Raw genomic sequence first — 20,582 nt, 5'->3', positions numbered from 1 at the left:
TGGTCCTGTCCGTTATGCACCGGCCCGACGGCCTTGCGCCTTGCCGGCCTCAATCTCCGTTTGGGGTATGGCGTGCGCGGCGATCGCCTGTTCGCTGAGACTTGCGCGGCCCAGTTCGGCGGCGACCGTGCCGTCACGCATGACCAGCACCCGGTCGGCGAGCCGGATCACCTCGGGCAACTCGGACGAAACGACGATTACCGAATGGCCTTCGGCGGCGAGCTCCTCGATCAGGTGGTAGATCTCCGCCTTGGCGCCGACATCGATGCCGCGCGTCGGCTCGTCGAACAGAAGGATCCGCGTTCCCGCCGCCAGCCAGCGGCCGATGATCGCCTTCTGCTGGTTGCCGCCGCTGAATAGGCGGATCGGCCGGTCGAGCAGGAACGGTCTGAGATTGACGCGTTTCATCTTCTCGGCTGCCACGCGCTTCAGCCGGCGGTGGTCGATGACGCCGCGCGGCGCGAACACGCCCATCGACGCCAGCGCCATGTTGCTGGAGATCGACCGCAACGGCACGATGCCTTCGCGCTTGCGCTCCTCCGGCACAAGGCCGATGCCGGCGGCGATGCCGTCGCGCGGACTGGAAAGTTTTATCGCCTTGCCGTCGATCTCCATTGTGCCTGATGACGCCCGGTCGGCGCCGGCCAGCAATCGCAGCAGCTCGGTGCGGCCCGAGCCGACCAGGCCGGCAATGCCCAGCACCTCGCCGCGATGCAGGTCGAACGAAACGTCACGGACCTTGGTCGCCGAGGCGAGGCCACGCACGCTCAGCCTGATCTCGCCGGAAGCATGCGAGCGGTGTTGTTCCTGCGCAAGCTCGCGGCCGACCATCATCGAAACGACGGCCTTTTCCGACACCTGCGCGAGATCAACGGTTTCCACCACGGCGCCGTCGCGCATGATGGTGGCGCGCTGGCAGATGCCGAACACCTCGTCCAGCTTGTGCGAGACGTAAACGACGGCGACACCGTCGCGCGCCAGACCGGCAATGACTTCCGCCAGCCGTTCGAACTCGCTAGGCGTGAGGCTCGATGTCGGCTCGTCCATCGCCACGATCCTGGCGCGGTCGAGCAGCGCCCGGGCAATCTCGACGATTTGCCGCTGCGCCACCTTCAGGCTGCCAAGCGGGGCTGCCGGGTCGATGGTCGGATCGATGGCGGCGAGGGCTTCCGCAGCGCGGCGTTCCTGCTCGCGCCGGTCGACGAAGACGCCGCCGCGCATCAGCGGATGGCCCAGGAACATGTTCTGGGCAACGCTGAGACGTGGCACCTGCTGTAATTCCTGATGGATCATCGCGACGCCCGCGGCGCGTGCCTGGACCGGGTTGTTCAGCGTCACCGGCCTGCCGTCGATGAGCACGCTTCCCGCTGTCGGCCGGTAGACGCCTGACAGGATGCGCAGCAGCGTCGACTTGCCGGCGCCGTTCTCGCCAAGCAGGCCATGGATTTCGCCGGCGCCGACCGAAAAGGACACGTCGCTCAGCGCCCGCACGGCCGGAAACAGCTTGGAAATGCTATCGAACTGCAGCCGGGCTGACATTGCTTCGGTTCTCCAGGCAAGGTGCCAACCCAAGGCCGGCACCCGCCGCCCTGCTCTATTGGCCTGCTGCCGCGTCCTCGAGCAGTGCCTTGCGCACGGCGTCGCCGCCGCCGGAGTAACGGTCGGCATTGTCCTTGGTGATCAGCGCCTGCGGCGTGGCGACGACGCGCGGCAGCTTCTGCCCGGCCACCAGCCGCAGCGCCGATTCCAGCGCCACCTCGCCAGTCAGCACCGGGAAGCTGTCGACGGTACCGGTCAGCTCGCCGGCCCGGATCGAGGCATAAGCGTCGGAAATCCCGTCGGTGCCGAAGACGGCCACCTTGTCCTGCAGACCGGCCGCCTTGACCGCTTCGACGATGCCCAGCGGCATGCCGTCATTATTGGCATAGAAGCCGATCAGGTCGGGGTGCTGCTGCAGGATGTTGGTGGCCGCGTCGTAGGAGGTCTGGCGATCCCAGTTGCCCGGCACGCTGGCGACGACCTCGAACTTGCCGGTTTCAGTAATTGTGGTCTTGAAGCCGTCGGTGCGCTGGACGGCGGCGTAGACGCCAGCCTGGCCTTCGACGATGGCAACCTTGCCGCCATCCGGCCGGTTCTTGATGAACCATTTGGCGACACGCACGCCATTGTCGCGCTGGACATTGCCGACATAGTACTCGGCCTGCGGGATGACCGCGTCATTGACGTTGACCACCGGCACGTTGGCGGCCCTGGCCTGTTCCATGATCGGCTGCAAATTGGAGTCGGTCTGCGGTGAAACGAGCAGCACGTTGTAGCCTTGCGTGACCAGGCCTTCGGCGATGGTGAGCTGGCCGAGCTGGTCGCCCTCGCTCTGCGCCGCCTGGTAGACGACGGGCACGCCGATGCGGTCGCCGAACGACTTGTAGCCCTCACCCAGCGAGCGCCAGTATTCGTTGGTCAGCGTCTTGGAGACCGCACCCGCCTTGGTGCCCTCGGGCAGCTTGGGGAAAGCCCCGAACTTGGCCTCGAGCTGCGACCAGTCGATGCGATCCTTCTCGGTGTCGGAATTGAGCGGCGCGAGATCCGCGGAAAACACCGAGCCGATGGACAGCGTCATCAGGGCAGCGGTAGCGGTGACGAGCAGAAATTTCATGGTCTTTCCTCCCTTGTTGAAAAACGGTGATGGCGCCGGCCTCAGCTGTCCGGCCCGAGCATGGCTTCCTGGATGATGGCCTGCGACGCGACCGCGTCCTGACGATCGACGGCGGCTGACAGGCGGTTGTCCTTTTCCAGCCGCTCGACGACGCGCAGCATGCGCTTGACGGTGGCGATGTTGACTTCGCATTCGTGGACGGGATCGAGCCCGGTCATGTCGGGGAACGTGTCGAAGTAGATGGCCCCGGCATAGCCGTCGCGGCGGATCTGCCTGAGCAGCTCGATCGTCTGCAGCGTGTGCACGGCACCGACCATCAGGCCGTCGTCGCGCTTGGCGTAGCCGTCGTTGAGGTGCACGCCGAGCAGCTTGCTGTGCCGTGCTATGAGGGCGGCAGCGAAAGCCGGCTGCTCGTCGGCATAGAGCACGTGAGCGAAATCGAGCGTCACGCCGAGATTGGGCAGGCCGATCTCGCGGATCGCCAGCAATGTCGTCGCCGCATCGGGCATCAGGCTGTAGGAGCGCGGCTCGTTGGGTTTGTATTCAAGGCTAATCTGGCAGCCCGGATCATGCGCCGCTACTTCACGAATGCCATCGATTTCGTGCTGCCAGAGTGTTGCGTAGTCAGCCTGGAAGGCGTAGTCGAAGCCATCCTGCCCGAGCCACAATGTCATCAGGCTGGCGCCGGCCTCGCGCGCGGCGTCGATGCCGGCCTTGGTCAGGTCGATGGCCTCGCGGCGAACGGAAGGATCCGGATTGGTGAAGGCGCCGAGCTTGAAGGCCGGATTAGAGTAGTAGCGCATGGCGAAGCCATTGATGGAAAGCCCGAGATCGCTGAGTTTGCGCGCCATTTCCGCAGGTTTTTCATCGACATGGTCGGGGAAGTTGAGGTCGAGATCGGTCAATTCCGCAACCTTCGCCGCACGTGCCGCCATTTGCAGCATGGACGGTTTACCAACAAGATCAGGCCACTCGGCCTGTGGCCGCGAGGCAAAGGAATTGAGGCGGGTGGCGAAACGACAGACTGTCATCGGTGACCTTTCATTGTCATAACTTCACCCAAGAATGGTTATTTGTAAAGTTGTTAATTGCTCTTTCGATAGCAACGATTCGCCATGCACAGGCCAGTTGCGACCACACGAGGCCAGGCAAGCGCAGCACTGTCACGCAAGTATCATGTTCGCGTCCTAGATCGCTTCTCCGAAGGCTTTCGCGGCATTCTCGATGCGACGCGGCGCTTTTCAGATCCCGGCAGCTTTGTCTCAAAGAGGATATCCATGAAAAACCTGCACCGAACCGCGCCCCTCGCTGTCGCGCTCGCGATGTTCACCGCCTTGAGTCCGGCCTTGGCAGAAAACGCCGCGACCGTCGGCGGCGCCAACTTCGTCAACAAGGGCCTGGTCGGCGTCGGCCGCATCCCGGCCAGCCAGAAAGACAGGTTCGGCGAGACGTTTGGCTCCGGCTCGGGCATGGCGATTGACGCTGCCGGCTGGACGCATGGCGCCGATGGCTACAAGGGCTCGCTGTGGCTGCTGCCGGACCGCGGCTACAATGTCGTCGGCACCACCGATTACCGTCCGCGCCTCAACACGATCGCCCTCGAGTTCGCCCCGATCGCGCCGGGTGCAGTGCCAGCCGCCGGCCAGGAACAGTCGGGCCTCAAGGCAACGCTAGCCGACACCATGCTTTTGACCGACGACAAGGGCATCGATGCAACCGGCCTAGATCCGCTCAACGGCGTGCGCGCAGCGACCGACGACATGCCGATCCTGCCCGAAGCCAACGGCAAGCTCGCGCTCGATAACGAGGCGATCGTGCGGCTGCCCGACGGCACCATGTTCATCTCGGACGAATATGGTCCGAACATCTACCACTTCTCCGCCGATGGGCGTCTGATGTCGGCAACGCAGCCACCGGCGGCGCTTGTCCCGATGCGTCATGGAACGCCGAACTTCGCGTCCAACAATCCGGGACCTGGCGCGGCAGACCCAGATCCGAAGGATCCCGAAACCGGCCGCCAGAACAACCAGGGCCTCGAAGGCATGGCACTGACGCCCGACGGCAAGTTCCTGATCGCGGTGCTGCAATCGGCCCCCAGGCAGGATGGCGGCGATTCCGCTTCGACGCGCCAGAACACGCGCGCGCTGGTCTACGATGCCTCGGATCCGGCCCAACTCAAGCTTGCGCATGAATATGTTGTGCCGCTGCCGGTGTTCAGCGATGCCAAGGGCAAGACCAAGATTGCCGCGCAGAGCGAAATCGTGGCTCTGTCGGACAAGACCTTCCTGATGCTGGCGCGCGACAGCGGCAACGGCCAGGGGGTGAAGGGCGACACCTCGCTCCATCGCGAGATCAGCGTCGTCGATGTGTCGGCGGCAACCGACATCGCCGGCACCGAGTTCGACAAGGACAAGCCGGTTGCGCCCAAAGGTGAGCTCGATCCCTCGGTGACGCCGGCCAAGCTGACGCCGTTCATCGACATCAACGACAAGACCGAGCTCGGCCGCTTCGGGCTGCACAATGGCGCGCCCAATGACCGCAACAACCTTTCGGAGAAGTGGGAGGCGATGTCGGTGGTGAGCGTCCGCGATCCAACACGGCCCGACGACTATTTCCTGTTCGTCGCCAACGACAATGACTTTCTCACCCAGGACGGCTTCCAGGTCGGCGCGGCCTACAAGGCCGAAGATGGCGCCGATGTCGACACGATGTTCCTGGTCTATCAGGTCACGCTTCCAGGCCTCGCCGGGAAGTAGCGACACCCCCAGGCAGGCGGACGCGCCGAACGCGTCCGCCTGCCTGGCACGATCGAACGGTCGGGCCCTTCAGTTGCGGCTCGCGGGCACAAGGATTGTGTTCTAGTGGGTTTGCAAAACCTAAGACTGACGATCCGTCGAAGGCACTTACCTCAACATCTCCGCGTCCTTTGGCACGCCCGCATCGATCGGCTCGGCCGTCCTGTCCGACACGGCGGCGATCTTCCCGGCGGCCGACAGGTTCGGGCGCACGAAGACCGGCGCGACGCCGTCGACGCGGCTGTAGAGGTCGATAATGTCCTGATTCATGAAGCGCACACAGCCGGAGGAAGCGTTCTTCCCGATGGAATCCCACTCCGGCGTGCCGTGCAGCCGGTACATCGTGTCCTTGCCGTCGCGGAAGAGATATAGCGCGCGTGCGCCCAGCGGGCTGTGCGGGCCGGGCGGCATGCCGTCCTTGTATTTCGCCAGTTCCGGCCGGCGCTGGATCATCTCCGGCGGCGGCGTCCAGACCGGCCACTTCTTCCTCGCCTGAACCACAGCGCTGCCGGTCCATCCGAAACCGGCCTTGCCGAGGCTGACGCCATAGCGAATTGCCTTGCCGCCGTCGCGCACCAGATAGAGGAAGTGCTCGGAGGTATCGACGACGATCGTGCCGGGTTTTTCTCCGGTCGGATCGGACACGATTTGGCGCACGAATTTCGGATCGACCTTGGCTACCGGGATTGCCGGCAGTTGATAGCCCTCGTCGACGCGCGCCGCATACATACTTGCGGCATCGCCGAAAGCCGGATCGCTTGGCGCCGCGGTCACTGGCGGCGCCGCTACGTCCGTCGTGGTGCACGCCGAAAGAGCCACGGAGGCCGCGCCCAAAGCGGATGCACCAAGAAACGCACGCCGGTTCAGGCGCTCAAAAAACAGCGGAATATCGGACATGAACCCCCAGCTTGCCCATGAGATCCAGGAAAGATGCGGCCCCACGCGTGCAGGATCAATATACGATTCCGGAAGCTTTGAGAACATGATTGGATCAAGGCACGCCAGGCGGAATTCGCAACGCTGCGTCGACCTGTCTCGTTAAATCGGCAATCATTGCGGACCGGACTCAAGATAAGCCTTCGCCGAGTTGCCTGCCATGGACGACAAGATGCCCGCACGCCGGCGGACCAGCGACCTCACCAGTGGACCTATCCCGCGTACATTGCTGCTGTTCGCCCTGCCGGTGCTCGGCTCCAATGTTCTGCAGTCGCTCAACGGCTCAATCAATGCCGTCTGGGTCGGTCGTTTCCTCGGCGAAGCGGCGCTGACCGCCACGTCCAATGCCAACCTCGTGCTGTTTCTCATCCTCGGCACCGTCTTCGGCATCGGCATGGCGGCGACCATCCTGGTCGCGCAATCGGTCGGCGCCCGCGATCTGCCCGAAGCCCGCCGCATCGTCGGCACCAGCGCCACCTTCTTCTTCCTTGTCTCGGTGGTGTTCGCGGTCTGCGGCTGGATCTGGGTCGATACAATCCTCAATGCGCTCGGCACGCCGGCCGATGCGTTGCCGCTGGCGCGCTCCTATCTGCGTATCATTTTTCTCGCCGTACCGATGATGAACCTGCTGTCCTTCGTCATGACGGTGCTGCGCGGCGCCGGCGATTCGCGCACGCCTTTCCTATTCATGGCGCTGGCCGTCGTGCTCGACGTCATTTTGAACCCGTTGCTTATTCTCGGCATCGGCCCGTTCCCCGAACTCGGCATCGCCGGCTCGGCCACCTCGACGCTGATCGGCCAGACGGTAAGCGTGCTTGCCATCCTGATCGTGCTTTATGCGCGCAAGCACCCGCTGCGGCTGGCCGGCGCCAATCTTGCTCTGCTGCGGCCGGACCCGGCGCTGCTGCGCATTGTCGTCTTCAAGGGCGTGCCGATGGGCCTGCAGATGATCGTCGTCTCGTCCGCGGCGCTGACTGTGATGGGCATGGTCAATGCCTACGGCTCGCAGGTCGCGGCTGCCTACGGCATAGCCGCCCAGCTCTGGACCTATATCCAGATGCCGGCGCTCGCCATCGGCGCCGCGGTCTCGTCCATGGCGGCGCAAAATGTCGGCGCCGGGCGCTGGGACCGGATCGGCCGCATCGCCGCGTCCGGCGTCGGCTTCAACCTTGTGCTTACCGGCGTGCTTGTCGCGCTGCTGTTCGTATTCGATCGCGCGGTGCTCAGCCTCTTCCTCAGCAGCGACAGTGCAGCGATCGACATCGCCACTCACATCAACAAGGTCGCATCCTGGTCCTTCATCCTGTTCGGCATCACCATCGTGCTCTTCGCCACTGTGCGTGCCACGGGCGCGGTGATGCCGCCGCTGATCATCCTGGTGATCTCGGTACTTCTGGTGCGCACCAGCTTCGCCTATTTCTTTCGAAGTGCGATCGGTGAGGAAGCGTTGTGGTGGAGCTTTCCGGCCGGCTCGATAACCTCGCTCGTGCTGGCCACGGCCTATTATCGCTTCGGCGGTTGGCGCAGCGTGCACATGATCGAGAGCCGGCCGGCTGCCGGCGAACCGCCGGATACCGGCCTCGGCGTGCCGCGCCAGCGCGCGCATCTTTCGCCCGAGACGCCGAACGGCTGAAAGGCCGGCTCAGCGCGCGTATTTCGCGCCAAACCCGAGCGCCACCAGGGAAAAGACGACAATCATGCCGGCAAAGGCCAGGCTCGCCACGGTCGCGCTTGCCACGGTCGACAGGATGCCGATGCCGATGACCGGCAGCGCGTTGCCGCAAAAACAGCAGATGAAGAAGGCCGAGACCACTTCGGCGCGCCGGTCCGCCGGCGCGATCTCGTTCACCACTTGCAAGCCGCCGCGATAGCCGAGCGCTGCCGACACGCCACACAGAGCACTTGCGGCGACCATGATGGCCATCGAGGCGAAGACCTGCGCCGCAACGATCAGTGCGACGCTGGGGATCATCAGCGCAAGTGCCGCAAACATCGCGGCCCGGCTCGAAAGACGCGTCGTCGCCACAATGGTGCCGGCCGCCACGATCGACAATTCAAAGAACAGAGCGCCGGCTACCGCATGGTTGGCTACCTGCAGTTGCTGCGCCAGGACGCTCGGCGCGAGTGCCGCATAAAAGCCGACGAGCGCCATCGCGCCAAAGCCGGTCACCGCCGGCGCAACAAAATTTGCGCGGATGTCATCAGGCACGGAAAGCCGCGGCCGCATCGAGACGTCAGCCAGTTTTCCCGGCCGCGAAACGGTTTCCTGCGTACGCCAGATCAGCAGGGTTACGATCGCTAGCATCGCCAGGTGGACGACGAATATCAGCCTGAGCGGCCAAGGTGCGTATTCTGCGAGCAACCCGGCCCCCAGCGCACCAAGGCCGAGGCCGAGAAAATTGGTGCTGGTGGCAATCGTCGCCGCCTGTGACTTGTCGTTGGCCGAGAGCAATTCGGCGAGCCAGGCCGTCCCAGTCCCGGCGCCGACGCCAATTCCCAATCCGCTCAAAATCCGGGCGATGTCGAGCCACGCGACATTTTCTGCGAACAGGAAAAACACCGCGCTGACGACGGCCACCGCCATCCCCGCCAATGCCATTGGACGGCGCCCGATAACATCGGACACACGCCCTAACATCAGAAGCGCTGCCAGATTGCCGATGACATAGACGGCGTAGACCAGCGTCAAAGTGATCTGTGAGAAGCCAAAGACCTGCTTGTAGATGATGTAAAGCGGCGTCAGCGCCGTGCTGCCGGCGAAAAGAGCCGCGATCATGGCAGCCACGGCAGCCGCTGCGGCGCTGCCGCCGAGTTCGTGATCGCGCGTCATGACTTGAGCGTGAGCTGTCATTTTTTCGACCTTTTGCTGTTCGGGATCTGACACCAAACGCCTTTTTCGCGTCAGCCGTTCCCCCTTCCCGACTTGCTCCTGACAAGTTTGGCAGCTTTGCCGATGGCGCTGAGCGAGATCCTCTTTTAACCTCAGAGGATTGTCAGGAGATTCATGGGCAAGGGACGGGTCGAGGCATTCACCGATGGCGTGGTCGCCATCATCATCACCATCATGGTGCTGGAATTGAAGGTGCCGCATGGCGAGGATTTTTCCGCGCTGGCACCACTCTGGCCGATATTCCTCAGCTATGTGCTGTCCTTTATCAATGTCGGCATCTACTGGAACAATTTGCACAACATGTTCCATACCGTGCAGCGGGTTGACGGCCGCGTGCTGTGGGCGAACCTCAACCTGCTGTTCTGGCTATCGCTGATGCCGGCGACGACAGCCTTCATGGGTGAGAACCATTTCGCGCCCGTGCCGGTCGCCGTCTATGGCGTCGACCTGGCGCTCTGCGCCATCGGCTTCAACATCCTCACCATGGCCCTGCATCGACTGCACAGCAGCGAAACCCTTTTCGCCAGGGCATTGGGCAATGACCTCAAGGGAAAGATCTCGCTGGCCCTCTATATCGCCGCCGTCGCACTGACCTTCGTCAATCACTGGATCGGTGTCTCGATCTATGTCCTGGTAGCGCTGATCTGGTTAGTGCCGGACAGGCGCTTCGAGCGGCTAATCGAGAAATAGACAGACCATGATCCCGAACCGAAGGACCGCGTCAGCGAAAAGAGGATGCCGGTTTTCGGAAAAGATCATGGTCCAACGAGAAGATAGAGCCCATCCCGAATTTTATCGGGATGGAACAGGCTCTAGCCTCGCATTTCCTTCAGCTTTTCCGCTACCGAGGCGGCAAGGTCGGCGTAGCGCTCCTCCAGCCGCTCGGCCGCCTTGATCACTGAAAAATCATGGCCGAACTTTTCCAGCGCCATACGCAGCTTTTCGACGAACTCCGCCTGTTTTTCGAGCGCCGAAAAAAGCGTTTTCACTTGCGCTTCGCTGATGTCGGGATTGGCAAGCATTTGCGGCACTTCGCGGCTCATCTGGTCGCCGGTTGCGGTCTGTTCTTTCAGGATCTCGATCCAGTCGGTCAATCGTCAGTCTCCTTTTTCGATATCAGCATGCGCAGCGCCCGCCGACGCGGTCAACCCGAAGATACCGGCATCGGCTTGCGCGAGCCTCGTTCCGCGCTAAGTTCGCCGCGGCCAGAACAGGAGAAAATCATGACCACCAACGCCGAGATCCAGACCGCCCTGCCCGCACTTGCCTCCGGTAATGTCGCCGTCATCACCGGCGCGGCCAGCGGCATCGGCCTTGCCGCGGCCAAACGGCTAGCGGCGATGGGCATGAAGATCGTGCTGGCCGACATCGGCGGCGCACGCCTCGATGAGGCCCGACACGCCGTCGCCGCCATCGCCGGCGAGAGCGCCGTGCTTGCTGTTGCAACTGACGTCTCGAAAGCCGACGAGCTCGACCGACTGGCCGAACGGACATTCGGCGCCTTCGGCGACGTCTCGCTGCTGATGAACAATGCCGGCGTCGGCAACAACCCCGGCAAGCCCTGGGAGAACCGCGAGGCCTGGAAGCAGTTGCTGGACATCAATTTCTGGGGTGTCATCCATGGCGTCGAGGCCTTTGCGCCGCGCATGCTGGCGGCGGGAAAGCCGGGTCTGATCGTCAACACCGGCTCCAAGCAAGGCATCACCACGCCGCCCGGCAACCTCGCCTACAACGTCTCCAAGGCTGGCGTGAAGACCTATACCGAGGGCCTTGCACACGCGCTGCGCAACGAGCCCGGCGCCAATGTCGCGGCGCATTTGCTCATTCCCGGGTTTACCTTTACCGGCCTGACCGAAGGTGCGACCGAAAAGCCGGCCGGCGCCTGGACCGGCGAGCAGGTCATCGACTTCATGCTGGCCTCGGTGCTGCGTGGCGATTTCTACATCCTGTGTCCCGATAACGAGGCGACCCGGTCCATGGACGAAAAGCGCATGGCTTGGGCGATTGGCGACATCATCGAGAACCGCCCTGCCCTGTCGCGCTGGCACCCGGACTACAAGGAAGCCTTTGCAGCATTCATGAAATGATCCGGCGAACGTCGCGCAGGAACCCGGACAACAGGCTCCCTCACGCCGAAGCGTGCTTCTTCGCGTTGCGCTTCTTGGCCACGGCTTTGGGTGCGGCCATGTCGGCAACCTGTTCGTCGTGCCGCTTCGCCGCGCGTTCACATTTGGCCCGGATTTCCTCGACTTCGGATTCGGTCAGGTGCTCGATGCCGATAAAGGTATTCTTGGCTTTGCTGACGCGGATCAACTCGTCGAGCTTGGCCTGGATCGCTGCACTGTCGCGGTTCTGGGTGTTCTGGATGAGAAACACCATCAGGAAGGTGACGATCGTGGTGCCGGTATTGATGACGAGCTGCCACGTGTCGGAAAAGCCGAAGACCGGACCGCTTGCCGCCCAGACCACAATGATCAGGAAACAGACGGCAAACGTCGGCGGCAGACCGGCAAGATGGGCGATATGGTTGGCGATCCTGGTGAACAGCTTTTCGATCATGGCAGGGAGAAACAATCGGCAACTGCTTCGAGTTCCCTGCGAGGAGGAATTCACGGTCAAACAGCGCACGCGCCGCGCTCGCAACGATCAGGCGGCGTCGTTTTCCCAGCGGTCGAGGAAAGCCTCGATAGGCAAGGCCTGCATGTCGGGGACTGCCCTGGCCAGTTTCTCGACCGGCCAGTCCCACCAGGCAAGACGTTCGATCCGTGCCGCAGTTTCCGCGCTGAAGCGCTGGTACAATGGCCTGGCCGGAACGCCGGCGACGATTGCATAGGCCGGCACGTCGCGCGTCACCACCGCGTTGGCACCGACGATCGCGCCGTTGCCGATCACTATGCCAGGCATGATCACCGCGCCATGGCCGATCCAGACATCATGGCCGATGCTGACGGCTTTCGCCCGCCGTCGGTTGCGGAACGCCTGATCGACACCCAGCCAGCGGAAGTACTCGTTGGGCCGGTAGCTGATCTTGTGTTGCGTCAGCCGCTCGACCGGATGTTCCAGCGCATTGATGCGGCTGTTGGCGGCAATCGAGCAGAATTTGCCGATCGTCGTATAGATCGCTTCAGCGTGGCGCTCGAAGTAGGAGAAATCGCCGACCGTCACCTCGCGTAGGATGACCCGCTCGCCGATCGACGCATAGCGTCCAAGCTTGCACGCCTTCAGCTCCGCCGTCGGATGGATGCGCGGCTCGGGATCTTTCAGGACAAGGTGTTCGGGACGGTCCATGCGCGCGCTTTACGCCGGCACGCATAGTCTCGCAAGCCGAGTGCAGCGCCGCGCATCCGTTTGGATGCGCCAAGGACCCTGTAGCACCTTCAGTCTCTATTTCGGCTTGCCGCTGGTCCACACCACGTTCTGGCCGTAGAGCGGCACGGTGGTGACCGACATTTTTGCCGAGCCATCCTGCACCTGGCGCGAATGCGAGAGGTAGATCAGCGTCTCGTTGGCCTTGTCGTAGATCCGGTTCACCACCTGCTTTTTCCAGATCAGGATGATGCCTTGCTTGAACACCTCCTCGCCGGCCTCGCTCATGTCGATATCGCCAATGGTGATCGGCCCGGTCTGGCGGCAGGAGATCGAAGAATCGGACGGGTCCTCGAACCAGTTGCCTTTCTGCAGGCGGTCGATCATGCCACGGTCGAAATAGGAGACGTGGCAGGTCACGCCCTCGACCTTCGGATCCTTGATCGCCTCGACGATGATGTCGTTGCCGAGCCAATCGACGCCGACCTTGCCGACTTCCTCGGCGACGGCCGCGCCGGCACCAATGACCAGGCATGCGGCCAACGCGCCGCCAATCAATTTTCGCAAAGAGGCCTCCTGCGGTTCGAATTTTGCCGACCTCAGGTGGGACGAACGGCAGCGCTTTGCAAGCAGATCGCCTTCCCACTGGATTGCCGGTTGCGGCAACGCGACATCTTTGCGTCGGCGCGACCGAACCGCTAAGAGTGTTCGCCAAGCCAGGGCCTTCACGGCGCCAATATGGCGGCCGATGGAAATCACGACGGACTTTCACTGATGATGCGTTCAATTCTGGTCGGCATTCTGCTCTTGATGGCCGCAGGCATCGGCTGGCTCACCTTCGACTGGTACCGCGGACATTATGGCGGCGAGCCGTTCGGAGCGCCGTTTACGCTGGTCGACCAGAAGGGCGCGCCGGTCACCGAAGCCGCCTTTCGCGGCCACCCCAGCGTCGTCTTCTTCGGCTTCACGCATTGTCCGGAAGTCTGCCCGACCACGCTTTTCGAGTTGGCCGGCTGGCTGAAGACGATGGGCGACGACGGCAAGAACCTGCGCGCCTATTTCGTTACGGTCGACCCGGAGCGCGACACGCCCGAAATCATGAACACCTATGTCAGCAATTTCTCCGATCGCATCCTCGGCATCACCGGCGATCCCGACAAGGTCCACGCCATGGCCAAGTCCTTCGGTATCTACTGGAAGAAAGTCGACACGAACGACGGCGACTACACGATGGACCACACCGCTTCGGTGCTGCTGCTCAATGCCAAGGGCGATTTCGCCGGCACCATTGCCTATGGCGAAAGCCCGGACGCCGCCATCGCCAAGCTCAAACGGCTGGTGGCGGAAGGTTGACATATCCGGTAATGACGCAGACGCGTTTGTATTTCACCGCGGGCAAGATCGAGGCTGATCGCATCTTCGCGGCGCTCGGTGCGGCGTTCGACGATGAGGGCCTGCCGGTTGCGGTGCTCGAGGTCGACGAGGACCGCGACATCCACGAAGTATCGCTCTATGCGGACGACAACGTCGATGCGGTCGAGGCGCGGCTTAGGGACATCCTTGCCGGACTGTCGCTGTCGAAATCGATAGAGCGCGAAGCGCTGCCCGACATCGACTGGGTGGCGCGCTCGCTGGAGGGGTTGAAGCCGGTGCGGGCCGGGCGCTTCTTCGTCCATGGCGCGCATGACCGCAGGAAGCGCCACAGCGGTGAGCTCGCCATCGAGATCGAGGCCGGCCTTGCCTTCGGCACCGGCCATCACGGCACCACCGCCGGCTGCCTCGAAATGCTGGAGCAGGTCATAGAGCGCGAGCATCCGCGCAACGCGCTCGACCTTGGCACCGGCAGCGCGGTGCTCGCCATCGCGGTGGCCAAGCTCGCTCATATTCCAGTGCTGGCGACCGACATCGACCCGGTCGCCGTCAAGGTGGCCGCCGCCAATGCGCGGCTGAACCATGTCAAGGCGCTCATTGAAACGGTGGCTGCACCCGGTTTTCATCATCCGATCTTTGCCGCGCGTGCGCCCTTCGACCTGATAATTGCCAATATATTGGCGCGGCCGCTGATGCGGCTGGCGCCGCAAATGGCCGGGCATATCGCGCGCGGTGGCTCGATCGTTTTGTCAGGCATTCTCGAGCGCCAGCGCGACGCGGTGATCGCGGCCTATGTCGGCCAGAAATTCCGGCACGTCCGCACCTTGCACCGCGAAGGCTGGGTGACGATCCATCTCAAGCGCTGAGGCGCCGCGCCTTCAACGCATCCGCTCGGACCTAGCGAGAGTTCGCCGCTTTCTTCAGCTCTTCGCGATCGTAGCCGTGAGCTTTCAGCGTTTCGTCATCAAAGCCAAGCAAAACGCCGCTCACATACCGGCTCGCTTCGCGCTGGCGAGCTTCGATCAGCGCGTTCACAGCGCTTCTGAAAAATCCGCGTCTGGCTGAAATCGTGGACATGATGGTCTCCTTTGCAGGCAATAAGACACGTTCCTCCACGCTAAGAAGGTAAGCCTTGCTGACGCTTTTTGAAATCGCCGATTCTGCATGGCCTCCATGCGCAAAAAGAGGCTGTCGCGACCAGGCATGATCGTTCCGAAAATCGATTCCGATTTTCGAGGTCATGCGCTACGGTCGCGCCAGCATTCGAGGAGAGCCCACATGTTCCAGACCTTCGATTCCGCCGGCGATCCGGCCGTTGGCAAGCCGCGCGTGGCAATGCTACGCCAATGGTTGGCGGCGAATGGGCTGGACGGCTTCATCGTGCCCCGCGCCGATGAGCACCAGGGCGAATATGTCGCCGACCGCTCGGCACGGCTGAAATGGCTGACCGGCTTCAGCGGCTCGGCCGGCGTCGCCATTGTGCTTGGCAAGCGCGCCGCCATGTTTGTCGACGGGCGCTACACGCTGCAGGTGCGCCAGGAGGTTGATCTCGACATCTTTTCGATCGAGAGCCTTGTCGACAACCCGCCGGCCAACTGGATCAAGGACAATCTCGGCAAGGGCGTGCGGTTGGGCTTCGATCCATGGCTGCATACGATCAGCGACGTCAAGGCGCTGAGGGCCTCGGCCGTCAAGTCCGGCGCGATACTGGTGCCGCTCGAACAAAATCCGATCGACGCCATTTGGCAGGACCAGCCCGGGCCGCCACTGGCGCCGGTCGAGATCCACCCGATCGGCTTTGCCGGCGAACTGGCCAAGGACAAGTTGGTCCGGCTGGCGGCAGCCATCGAGAAGGAGGGCGCCACCCATGCCGTATTGACCGACCCCTCCTCCATCGCCTGGGCCTTCGACATCCGTGGTGGCGACGTGCCGCACACACCGCTGGCGCTCGGCTTTGCCGTGCTCGCCGCCGACGGATCGCATCTGCTTTTCATGGACCAGCGCAAGTTCTCACGCACCGTCGCAGCCTATCTGACGCAGCTCGCCGAATTGCACGAACCCGGTGAATTCGAAACAGCGATCGTCACCCTGGCCAAGGGCGGTGCAAAAATCGCGCTGGACCCCGCTCTGGCGGCGGAGAAGCTCAGCATGCTGGTCGAGGACAATGGCGGCACCGTCACTGCCGCACCGGATCCGGCCCGCATCCCACGCGCAACGAAGAACAAAGCCGAGATCGCCGGCGCCCGCGCCGCGCATCGCCGTGACGGAGCCGCCGTCGCCAAGCTGCTGTGCTGGCTCGACCGTCAGGAACCCGGCACGCTCGACGAGATCACCGTTGTCACCAGGCTCGAGGAGACGCGCCGGCAAACCGGCGACGAAACACAGATGCCGCTGCGCGACGTCTCGTTCGACACAATCTCCGGCGCTGGTCCCAACGGCGCCATCATGCACTATCGCGTCTCCCGCGCCACCAATCGCAAACTGGAGCATGGCGAGCTGTTCCTGCTCGATTCCGGCGGACAGTACCAGGACGGCACCACCGACATCACCCGCACAGTGCCGATTGGCGCGCCGACGGAAGAGATGCGCGAGCGCTTCACGCTGGTGCTGAAAGGCATGATCGGCATCTCCATGCTGCGCTTTCCACTGGGCACGCGCGGCTCCGAACTCGATGCCGTAGCGCGCCTGGCGCTATGGAGACACGGCTGCGATTTCGCCCATGGCACCGGGCACGGTGTCGGCTCCTATCTTGCCGTACATGAGGGCCCGCAGCGTATCGCCAAGACCGGCACCGAAAAGTTGCTGGCCGGCATGATCGTCTCCAATGAGCCCGGCTATTACAAGGAAGGTTCTTACGGCATCCGCATCGAAAATCTCGTCCTGGTCACTCCGGCTGAGATGGTCGAAGGCGGTGACATCGCCATGCATGGCTTCGAGACGCTGACGCTGGCGCCGATCGACAAGCGGCTGATCCGGTCGGATCTGTTGACGCGTGACGAGTTGCATTGGCTCGACGAATACCACGCGCGGGTGCTGGCCGAGATCGGACCGATGCTCGACGGCGAGACGCTGGCCTGGCTGGAAAAGGCAACCGCCCCGCTGCCGCACGACTTCAAGCAATAGCGGCGGCGGCAACGCCGGTTGACAGGCTTTGCTCCGCAAGCAGTTCTTGCAAAGCCGTGACGTTGGGAGAACCGGCTCCCTTGCGCCAGAACAACACCGTGACGGCGTTGTCTTCGTCAGAGGGCAGTTCGTGCAGCTTTAGCCAGCGGCTCTCCGGGAAACCCGAAAGCACACTTTTCGGCATCAGCGCTATGCCCATGCCAGCCACCACGCAACTAAGGATGGCATGGTATGAACCAAGCTCGATGGTTTTCTCGGCCATGAACCCTCTGCGCGCGTACCATTGTTCCAGCCGCTTGCGGTGCGGGCAGCCGTGCTCGAAGGCTATCATGGTTTTGGGCATGTCCAGGCGGTCGTCGATCGAAACGCGCGATGCCGCCGAGACAATGATCAGCTGCTCCTGGAATGCGGGCAGCTTTTCGAACGGAGCGTCGGCGATGGGCTCGGCGGCGAACGCCGCATCGAGCTCGCCGGCAAGCATGGCGGTCGCGAGAACCTGAGGATTGCCGGTGCGCAACTGGATTTCCACTTCGGGATAACGTGCGTGATAGTCGGCGAGCAGACTTGGAAGCCGGGCCGCGGCGGTGCTCTCCATGGCACCTAGGCGAAGCGTTCCGCGCGGGCGTGGATCGAGCATCGCCGTTCGCGCCTCCTCTGCAAGCGCCAGCAGCCGATCCGCATAGCCGATCAATTTGTGACCGGCGGGCGATACGTGCAGGCGCTTGCCCTCCCGGATAAACAGCTGCACGCCGAGATCCTCCTCGAGCTGCCGGATGCGTGTGGTCACGTTCGATTGCACTCGAAACAGTTTTTCCGCTGCCCTGGTGATTCCGCCCTCGCGCACCACCGTGCGGAAGATGCGCAGATCGGCCAAATCCATACATCTCTCCTGGAGAACGTAACGATCTTAATTATTCATTTTAGCTGATTAGCCCTTTCCCGTAAATCGTCGGTGTAGCTGCCTATCAACACGGCAAACCAGGGGGAGATGGAAATGTCGCCCGAGCCCTTCGGCATCCAGCCGATCGATCTAAGCGCATTGACGCCAAAGCAACGTGAAGCGCTCTATAGCGGCGCCGTGCGGCGCGCCCACCAGGAGAGAGCGGAGGCGATCCGGCTGAGCCTGTCGCAGGTCGCGTCGATATTCAAGAAACCTGCTGGCTGGGCAGGAGCTATTGTTTCGTTCGCTGGGCTTATGGGCGCTGCGGCGAAGCGTACGATCAGAAGTGGTGATTTTCGCAATGGCGGTGGGTCGGCTATCGACCGGACCGCAGCATCACCCTGAGTGCGAAGCCGACCTGGCTTGTGCTGCCCAACAACTGCGTGACCGACATCACACAGACGACGCCAATCTGCAGGGGATTGACCGCAGCCTTACTGCTGCCAACCGGCTTTCTTCAACAGATCCGCCATCTGGTCTGCCCAATGTGGATTGCGCAGCCTGAGCGGCGCCAAGGCATCGCCTGTAGGGTTCTCCATCTCCCGCATCAGTTCGACGCAAGATCTTGCCTCCGGCAGACGGCCAAGCGAGACGTAGCAGCAGGCGAGTGTTTCATGGGTGGGTCGCCACGTGGGACCGACCTTGCGAGCCTCAATCGCCGCGACGAGCCCCTCGTTTGCCTGCCCCGCAAATAGATAAGCGAGCGCCAGGACATTAAACCAGACGAAGTTCTGCGGATCGTACCGGTTCAACATAAGGCCGTGTTCGAGCGGCGCTATCGCTTCGGATGCGCTGCCGCGGAAAAGCTGCCCCATTCCCATAGCCAGATGACCAAGAGCGAAACTTGGGCTGATCTCGATCGCTCTTTCCGCAGCAAGAACGGCTTGTTCCTGCGCATTGGCATAGATGCTGCAGATGGCGAGCGCATAATGCGAATAGGGATTTTTCTCGTCGAGCCGAACCGCCTTCAGGGCTGCATCCAGGCCTTCTCGGATATCCTGTGCCGGCTTGTCGCTTCAGCCGTAAGCGACGATGCCGGGGCTCACCCGACCGAGCCAGAGATGGGCCTCTGCGAGTTCAGGATCGAGCTTGCACGCCAGCCGAAATAACTCGCGGCCACGCAAGTGAGTTTGACGGCCGACGTGGTGAAAATGCCAGGTACCTTGCCGCACCAGGTCCCAGGCCGTCGCATTTCCGCTGTTGCGTCCAACGGCTGGGAGCGACTCCGTCTTGAGCAGTTCGGGTTCGATCGCACCAGCCACCCGCTCGGCTATGGCATCCTGGACGGCGAACGCCTCCGTCAGTTCCATCTCGTATCGTTCGGCCCAGATCTGATTGGCCGAGGCGGCATCGACCAGTTGCGTCGAGACCCGGATCTGCTGGCCGGACCGGCGCACACTTCCTTCCAAGACATAACGGGCGCCAAGCTCGCGGGCCACCTGTTTGGAGTCGACCGACTTGTCCTTATAGACGAAGCTGGAATTGCGCCCGATCACCCGGAACCATCGGAACCTCGTCAGCGCGGTGATGATGTCCTCGGTGATGCCGTCAGCCAGATAGGCCTGTTCCCTGTCGCCGCTGACATTGGCGAACGGCAACACCGCAATGGACGCCCTTTCGGAGAGACCCGCCAGTTGGCTCGGAAGCGCATCGTCTGCAGCGGGGTCAAGCACATGAACACTGCCGGCGAAGCGATATCCGGTGCGGGGGACGGTGGCGATCCATTCGCTGCCGTCCGGCTGCGGGCCGAGTAGCTTGCGCAGGGCGGCAATCTGCACCGAAAGATTTGCTTTCCTCGACGACGGCATCGGACCAGGCGGCCTCCATGAGGGCCGTCCTGCTCAGCGCCTGCGTCGGTGCCTCCACCAGGGCCTGAAGCAACGACAAGCCTTTTTGCCCGACCGCAACTGGCTTGCCCTCGCGAACAAGCGTCCCGCGCAGCAGGTCGAGCACGAACGGCCCGAACGCGAAGCGTCGCGGTGCTGAAGCATCTCGCTTTCCGGCTTCGGAAGAATTCGGAACTTTTCGCCTCCTGTTAAGGACTTCGGACGGGGGACTGATCATTCTGGCCGTCCTTCGCACAGACTAACACAAATGGAGGTTCAAGATGATGATGTTGAAACAGCCGGCCGCAATGGACAGTGCTGCGCCCAGCGAGGGAAAGGCTTTGGTTGTTAGGGGCGGCGAGGCTTATCGGGCCGAACAGGGGTCGGACTATCTGCCGGGAATAAGTGCTGAGACCGTCGGAGCGAAGGCCCTTTGGCTGGGCGTCGCCTCAATCCCGCCGGGCAAGCGGACCAAAGCCCATGTCCATGCGCGCCACGAAACAGCATTTTGTATGCTGAGCGGAGACGAGTTGGAGATGTGGAGCGGGGACGAACTGCAGTTTCGCGACCTCGTGCATCCCGGCGACTATCTCTACATTCCCGCCAACGTGCTTCACGTTGCCGTGAACCGGGCAAGCACGCCGGCCACCTTTATTGGCGCCCGCAACGAACCGACCGCACAGGAGAGTGTCATTCTCTTCCCGAAGATGGACGGCAAAATACCATAGAGCGGCGATCTGGC

The 20,582-nt window shown here is 62.7% G+C and carries 22 protein-coding genes; 9 read left to right on the top strand and 13 right to left on the bottom strand.

The features are described from left to right. Positions 1-12: 12 nt before the first annotated feature. Genes NKH29_RS00445 through NKH29_RS00435 form a run of 3 tightly spaced genes read right to left on the bottom strand, consistent with a single transcriptional unit; the run spans position 13 to position 3,684 of the window. On the bottom strand, positions 13-1,539 hold the full coding sequence (locus NKH29_RS00445) for a sugar ABC transporter ATP-binding protein (RefSeq protein WP_352998790.1): 1,527 nt from the start codon (positions 1,537-1,539) through the stop codon (positions 13-15). Between the two features lie 55 nt (positions 1,540-1,594). After that, positions 1,595-2,653: a sugar ABC transporter substrate-binding protein gene (locus NKH29_RS00440; protein WP_352998789.1), complete on the bottom strand. Its 1,059-nt coding sequence runs from the start codon at positions 2,651-2,653 to the stop codon at positions 1,595-1,597. 41 nt (positions 2,654-2,694) lie between these two features. Beyond that, a complete protein-coding gene (locus NKH29_RS00435; RefSeq protein WP_352482898.1) occupies positions 2,695-3,684 on the bottom strand; it encodes a TIM barrel protein in 990 nt (329 codons plus the stop codon). A 246-nt stretch (positions 3,685-3,930) separates the two neighbouring features. On the opposite strand from NKH29_RS00435, the gene NKH29_RS00430 reads away from it, so the two are divergent. Next, entirely contained in the window at positions 3,931-5,409 is a 1,479-nt protein-coding gene (locus tag NKH29_RS00430; protein ID WP_352998787.1) for an esterase-like activity of phytase family protein, read from the top strand. 147 nt (positions 5,410-5,556) lie between these two features. On the opposite strand, the gene NKH29_RS00425 is transcribed toward NKH29_RS00430, so the two are convergent. Continuing rightward, positions 5,557-6,345: a L,D-transpeptidase gene (locus tag NKH29_RS00425; RefSeq protein WP_352481524.1), complete on the bottom strand. Its 789-nt coding sequence runs from the start codon at positions 6,343-6,345 to the stop codon at positions 5,557-5,559. Between the two features lie 199 nt (positions 6,346-6,544). Between NKH29_RS00425 and NKH29_RS00420 the strand changes: the two genes are divergently transcribed. Beyond that, a complete protein-coding gene (locus NKH29_RS00420; protein ID WP_352481525.1) occupies positions 6,545-8,017 on the top strand; it encodes an MATE family efflux transporter in 1,473 nt (490 codons plus the stop codon). A 9-nt stretch (positions 8,018-8,026) separates the two neighbouring features. Here the strand turns inward: NKH29_RS00420 and NKH29_RS00415 are convergent, their stop codons facing one another. Continuing rightward, the gene (locus NKH29_RS00415; protein WP_352998785.1) at positions 8,027-9,235 is read right to left on the bottom strand and encodes an MFS transporter; all 1,209 of its coding nucleotides are present in this window, start codon (positions 9,233-9,235) and stop codon (positions 8,027-8,029) included. A 153-nt stretch (positions 9,236-9,388) separates the two neighbouring features. Between NKH29_RS00415 and NKH29_RS00410 the strand changes: the two genes are divergently transcribed. Further along, positions 9,389-9,964: a TMEM175 family protein gene (locus tag NKH29_RS00410; protein ID WP_023721173.1), complete on the top strand. Its 576-nt coding sequence runs from the start codon at positions 9,389-9,391 to the stop codon at positions 9,962-9,964. Between the two features lie 122 nt (positions 9,965-10,086). Here the strand turns inward: NKH29_RS00410 and NKH29_RS00405 are convergent, their stop codons facing one another. Further along, on the bottom strand, positions 10,087-10,368 hold the full coding sequence (locus tag NKH29_RS00405) for a hypothetical protein (protein WP_023721174.1): 282 nt from the start codon (positions 10,366-10,368) through the stop codon (positions 10,087-10,089). Positions 10,369-10,497: 129 nt separating this feature from the next. Here NKH29_RS00405 and NKH29_RS00400 point away from each other — a divergent pair, with 129 nt between their 5' ends. Next, complete coding sequence (locus NKH29_RS00400) at positions 10,498-11,361, top strand: SDR family NAD(P)-dependent oxidoreductase (RefSeq protein WP_023721175.1); 864 nt, start codon at positions 10,498-10,500, stop codon at positions 11,359-11,361. Positions 11,362-11,401: 40 nt separating this feature from the next. Here the strand turns inward: NKH29_RS00400 and NKH29_RS00395 are convergent, their stop codons facing one another. The 3 genes from NKH29_RS00395 to NKH29_RS00385 all read right to left on the bottom strand — a co-directional run bounded on the left by NKH29_RS00395 (position 11,402) and on the right by NKH29_RS00385 (position 13,147). Beyond that, positions 11,402-11,833 carry a low affinity iron permease family protein gene (locus tag NKH29_RS00395; RefSeq protein ID WP_031194582.1) on the bottom strand — a complete coding sequence of 144 codons (432 nt, stop codon included), beginning with the start codon at positions 11,831-11,833 and terminating at the stop codon, positions 11,402-11,404. An 87-nt stretch (positions 11,834-11,920) separates the two neighbouring features. After that, on the bottom strand, positions 11,921-12,562 hold the full coding sequence (locus NKH29_RS00390; protein ID WP_352481528.1) for a DapH/DapD/GlmU-related protein: 642 nt from the start codon (positions 12,560-12,562) through the stop codon (positions 11,921-11,923). Between the two features lie 96 nt (positions 12,563-12,658). Next, on the bottom strand, positions 12,659-13,147 hold the full coding sequence (locus tag NKH29_RS00385) for a CreA family protein (RefSeq protein WP_352998784.1): 489 nt from the start codon (positions 13,145-13,147) through the stop codon (positions 12,659-12,661). 207 nt (positions 13,148-13,354) lie between these two features. On the opposite strand from NKH29_RS00385, the gene NKH29_RS00380 reads away from it, so the two are divergent. Beyond that, on the top strand, positions 13,355-13,933 hold the full coding sequence (locus NKH29_RS00380) for an SCO family protein (RefSeq protein WP_023721179.1): 579 nt from the start codon (positions 13,355-13,357) through the stop codon (positions 13,931-13,933). Between the two features lie 11 nt (positions 13,934-13,944). Further along, complete coding sequence (locus NKH29_RS00375; RefSeq protein ID WP_023721180.1) at positions 13,945-14,817, top strand: 50S ribosomal protein L11 methyltransferase; 873 nt, start codon at positions 13,945-13,947, stop codon at positions 14,815-14,817. A gap of 31 nt (positions 14,818-14,848) precedes the next feature. Here the strand turns inward: NKH29_RS00375 and NKH29_RS00370 are convergent, their stop codons facing one another. Beyond that, entirely contained in the window at positions 14,849-15,193 is a 345-nt protein-coding gene (locus NKH29_RS00370) for a hypothetical protein (RefSeq protein ID WP_352998782.1), read from the bottom strand. Positions 15,194-15,229: 36 nt separating this feature from the next. On the opposite strand from NKH29_RS00370, the gene NKH29_RS00365 reads away from it, so the two are divergent. Then, a complete protein-coding gene (locus tag NKH29_RS00365) occupies positions 15,230-17,074 on the top strand; it encodes an aminopeptidase P family protein (RefSeq protein ID WP_023721182.1) in 1,845 nt (614 codons plus the stop codon). Here NKH29_RS00365 and NKH29_RS00360 read toward each other — a convergent pair. Continuing rightward, positions 17,064-17,948: a LysR family transcriptional regulator gene (locus NKH29_RS00360; protein WP_352998780.1), complete on the bottom strand. Its 885-nt coding sequence runs from the start codon at positions 17,946-17,948 to the stop codon at positions 17,064-17,066. The two genes, NKH29_RS00365 and NKH29_RS00360, sit on opposite strands and share 11 nt — an antisense overlap. A gap of 120 nt (positions 17,949-18,068) precedes the next feature. Here NKH29_RS00360 and NKH29_RS00355 point away from each other — a divergent pair, with 120 nt between their 5' ends. Continuing rightward, complete coding sequence (locus NKH29_RS00355) at positions 18,069-18,359, top strand: hypothetical protein (protein WP_352998778.1); 291 nt, start codon at positions 18,069-18,071, stop codon at positions 18,357-18,359. 89 nt (positions 18,360-18,448) lie between these two features. Here the strand turns inward: NKH29_RS00355 and NKH29_RS00350 are convergent, their stop codons facing one another. After that, positions 18,449-18,829, bottom strand: a complete 381-nt coding sequence (locus tag NKH29_RS00350; RefSeq protein WP_352998777.1) for a tetratricopeptide repeat protein — start codon at positions 18,827-18,829, stop codon at positions 18,449-18,451. Between the two features lie 201 nt (positions 18,830-19,030). Further along, positions 19,031-19,792, bottom strand: coding sequence for a hypothetical protein (locus NKH29_RS00345; RefSeq protein WP_352998775.1), 762 nt, complete (start codon positions 19,790-19,792; stop codon positions 19,031-19,033). A gap of 329 nt (positions 19,793-20,121) precedes the next feature. On the opposite strand from NKH29_RS00345, the gene NKH29_RS00340 reads away from it, so the two are divergent. Next, complete coding sequence (locus NKH29_RS00340; RefSeq protein ID WP_502911182.1) at positions 20,122-20,568, top strand: cupin domain-containing protein; 447 nt, start codon at positions 20,122-20,124, stop codon at positions 20,566-20,568. The last annotated feature ends 14 nt before the right edge of the window (positions 20,569-20,582 follow it).

This window comes from Mesorhizobium sp. M1295, from assembly GCF_040318135.1.
GTDB lineage: Bacteria > Pseudomonadota > Alphaproteobacteria > Rhizobiales > Rhizobiaceae > Mesorhizobium.
Note: the sequence above shows the minus strand (reverse complement) of the source record. Positions and strands in the feature narration are given on the sequence as shown.

Excerpts from the sequence above, each read along its gene's own strand:
- NKH29_RS00365 (WP_023721182.1), top strand. The coding sequence starts at position 15,230 with ATGTTCCAGACCTTCGATTCCGCCGGCGATCCGGCCGTTGGCAAGCCG.
- NKH29_RS00440 (WP_352998789.1), bottom strand. The coding sequence starts at position 2,653 with ATGAAATTTCTGCTCGTCACCGCTACCGCTGCCCTGATGACGCTGTCC.
- NKH29_RS00395 (WP_031194582.1), bottom strand. The coding sequence starts at position 11,833 with ATGATCGAAAAGCTGTTCACCAGGATCGCCAACCATATCGCCCATCTT.
- NKH29_RS00355 (WP_352998778.1), top strand. The coding sequence starts at position 18,069 with ATGTCGCCCGAGCCCTTCGGCATCCAGCCGATCGATCTAAGCGCATTG.
- NKH29_RS00370 (WP_352998782.1), bottom strand. The coding sequence starts at position 15,193 with ATGACCTCGAAAATCGGAATCGATTTTCGGAACGATCATGCCTGGTCG.
- NKH29_RS00430 (WP_352998787.1), top strand. The coding sequence starts at position 3,931 with ATGAAAAACCTGCACCGAACCGCGCCCCTCGCTGTCGCGCTCGCGATG.
- NKH29_RS00390 (WP_352481528.1), bottom strand. The coding sequence starts at position 12,562 with ATGGACCGTCCCGAACACCTTGTCCTGAAAGATCCCGAGCCGCGCATC.
- NKH29_RS00410 (WP_023721173.1), top strand. The coding sequence starts at position 9,389 with ATGGGCAAGGGACGGGTCGAGGCATTCACCGATGGCGTGGTCGCCATC.
- NKH29_RS00380 (WP_023721179.1), top strand. The coding sequence starts at position 13,355 with ATGATGCGTTCAATTCTGGTCGGCATTCTGCTCTTGATGGCCGCAGGC.
- NKH29_RS00420 (WP_352481525.1), top strand. The coding sequence starts at position 6,545 with ATGGACGACAAGATGCCCGCACGCCGGCGGACCAGCGACCTCACCAGT.
- NKH29_RS00400 (WP_023721175.1), top strand. The coding sequence starts at position 10,498 with ATGACCACCAACGCCGAGATCCAGACCGCCCTGCCCGCACTTGCCTCC.
- NKH29_RS00375 (WP_023721180.1), top strand. The coding sequence starts at position 13,945 with ATGACGCAGACGCGTTTGTATTTCACCGCGGGCAAGATCGAGGCTGAT.
- NKH29_RS00340 (WP_502911182.1), top strand. The coding sequence starts at position 20,122 with ATGATGATGTTGAAACAGCCGGCCGCAATGGACAGTGCTGCGCCCAGC.
- NKH29_RS00425 (WP_352481524.1), bottom strand. The coding sequence starts at position 6,345 with ATGTCCGATATTCCGCTGTTTTTTGAGCGCCTGAACCGGCGTGCGTTT.
- NKH29_RS00350 (WP_352998777.1), bottom strand. The coding sequence starts at position 18,829 with ATGGGGCAGCTTTTCCGCGGCAGCGCATCCGAAGCGATAGCGCCGCTC.
- NKH29_RS00445 (WP_352998790.1), bottom strand. The coding sequence starts at position 1,539 with ATGTCAGCCCGGCTGCAGTTCGATAGCATTTCCAAGCTGTTTCCGGCC.
- NKH29_RS00415 (WP_352998785.1), bottom strand. The coding sequence starts at position 9,235 with ATGACAGCTCACGCTCAAGTCATGACGCGCGATCACGAACTCGGCGGC.
- NKH29_RS00435 (WP_352482898.1), bottom strand. The coding sequence starts at position 3,684 with ATGACAGTCTGTCGTTTCGCCACCCGCCTCAATTCCTTTGCCTCGCGG.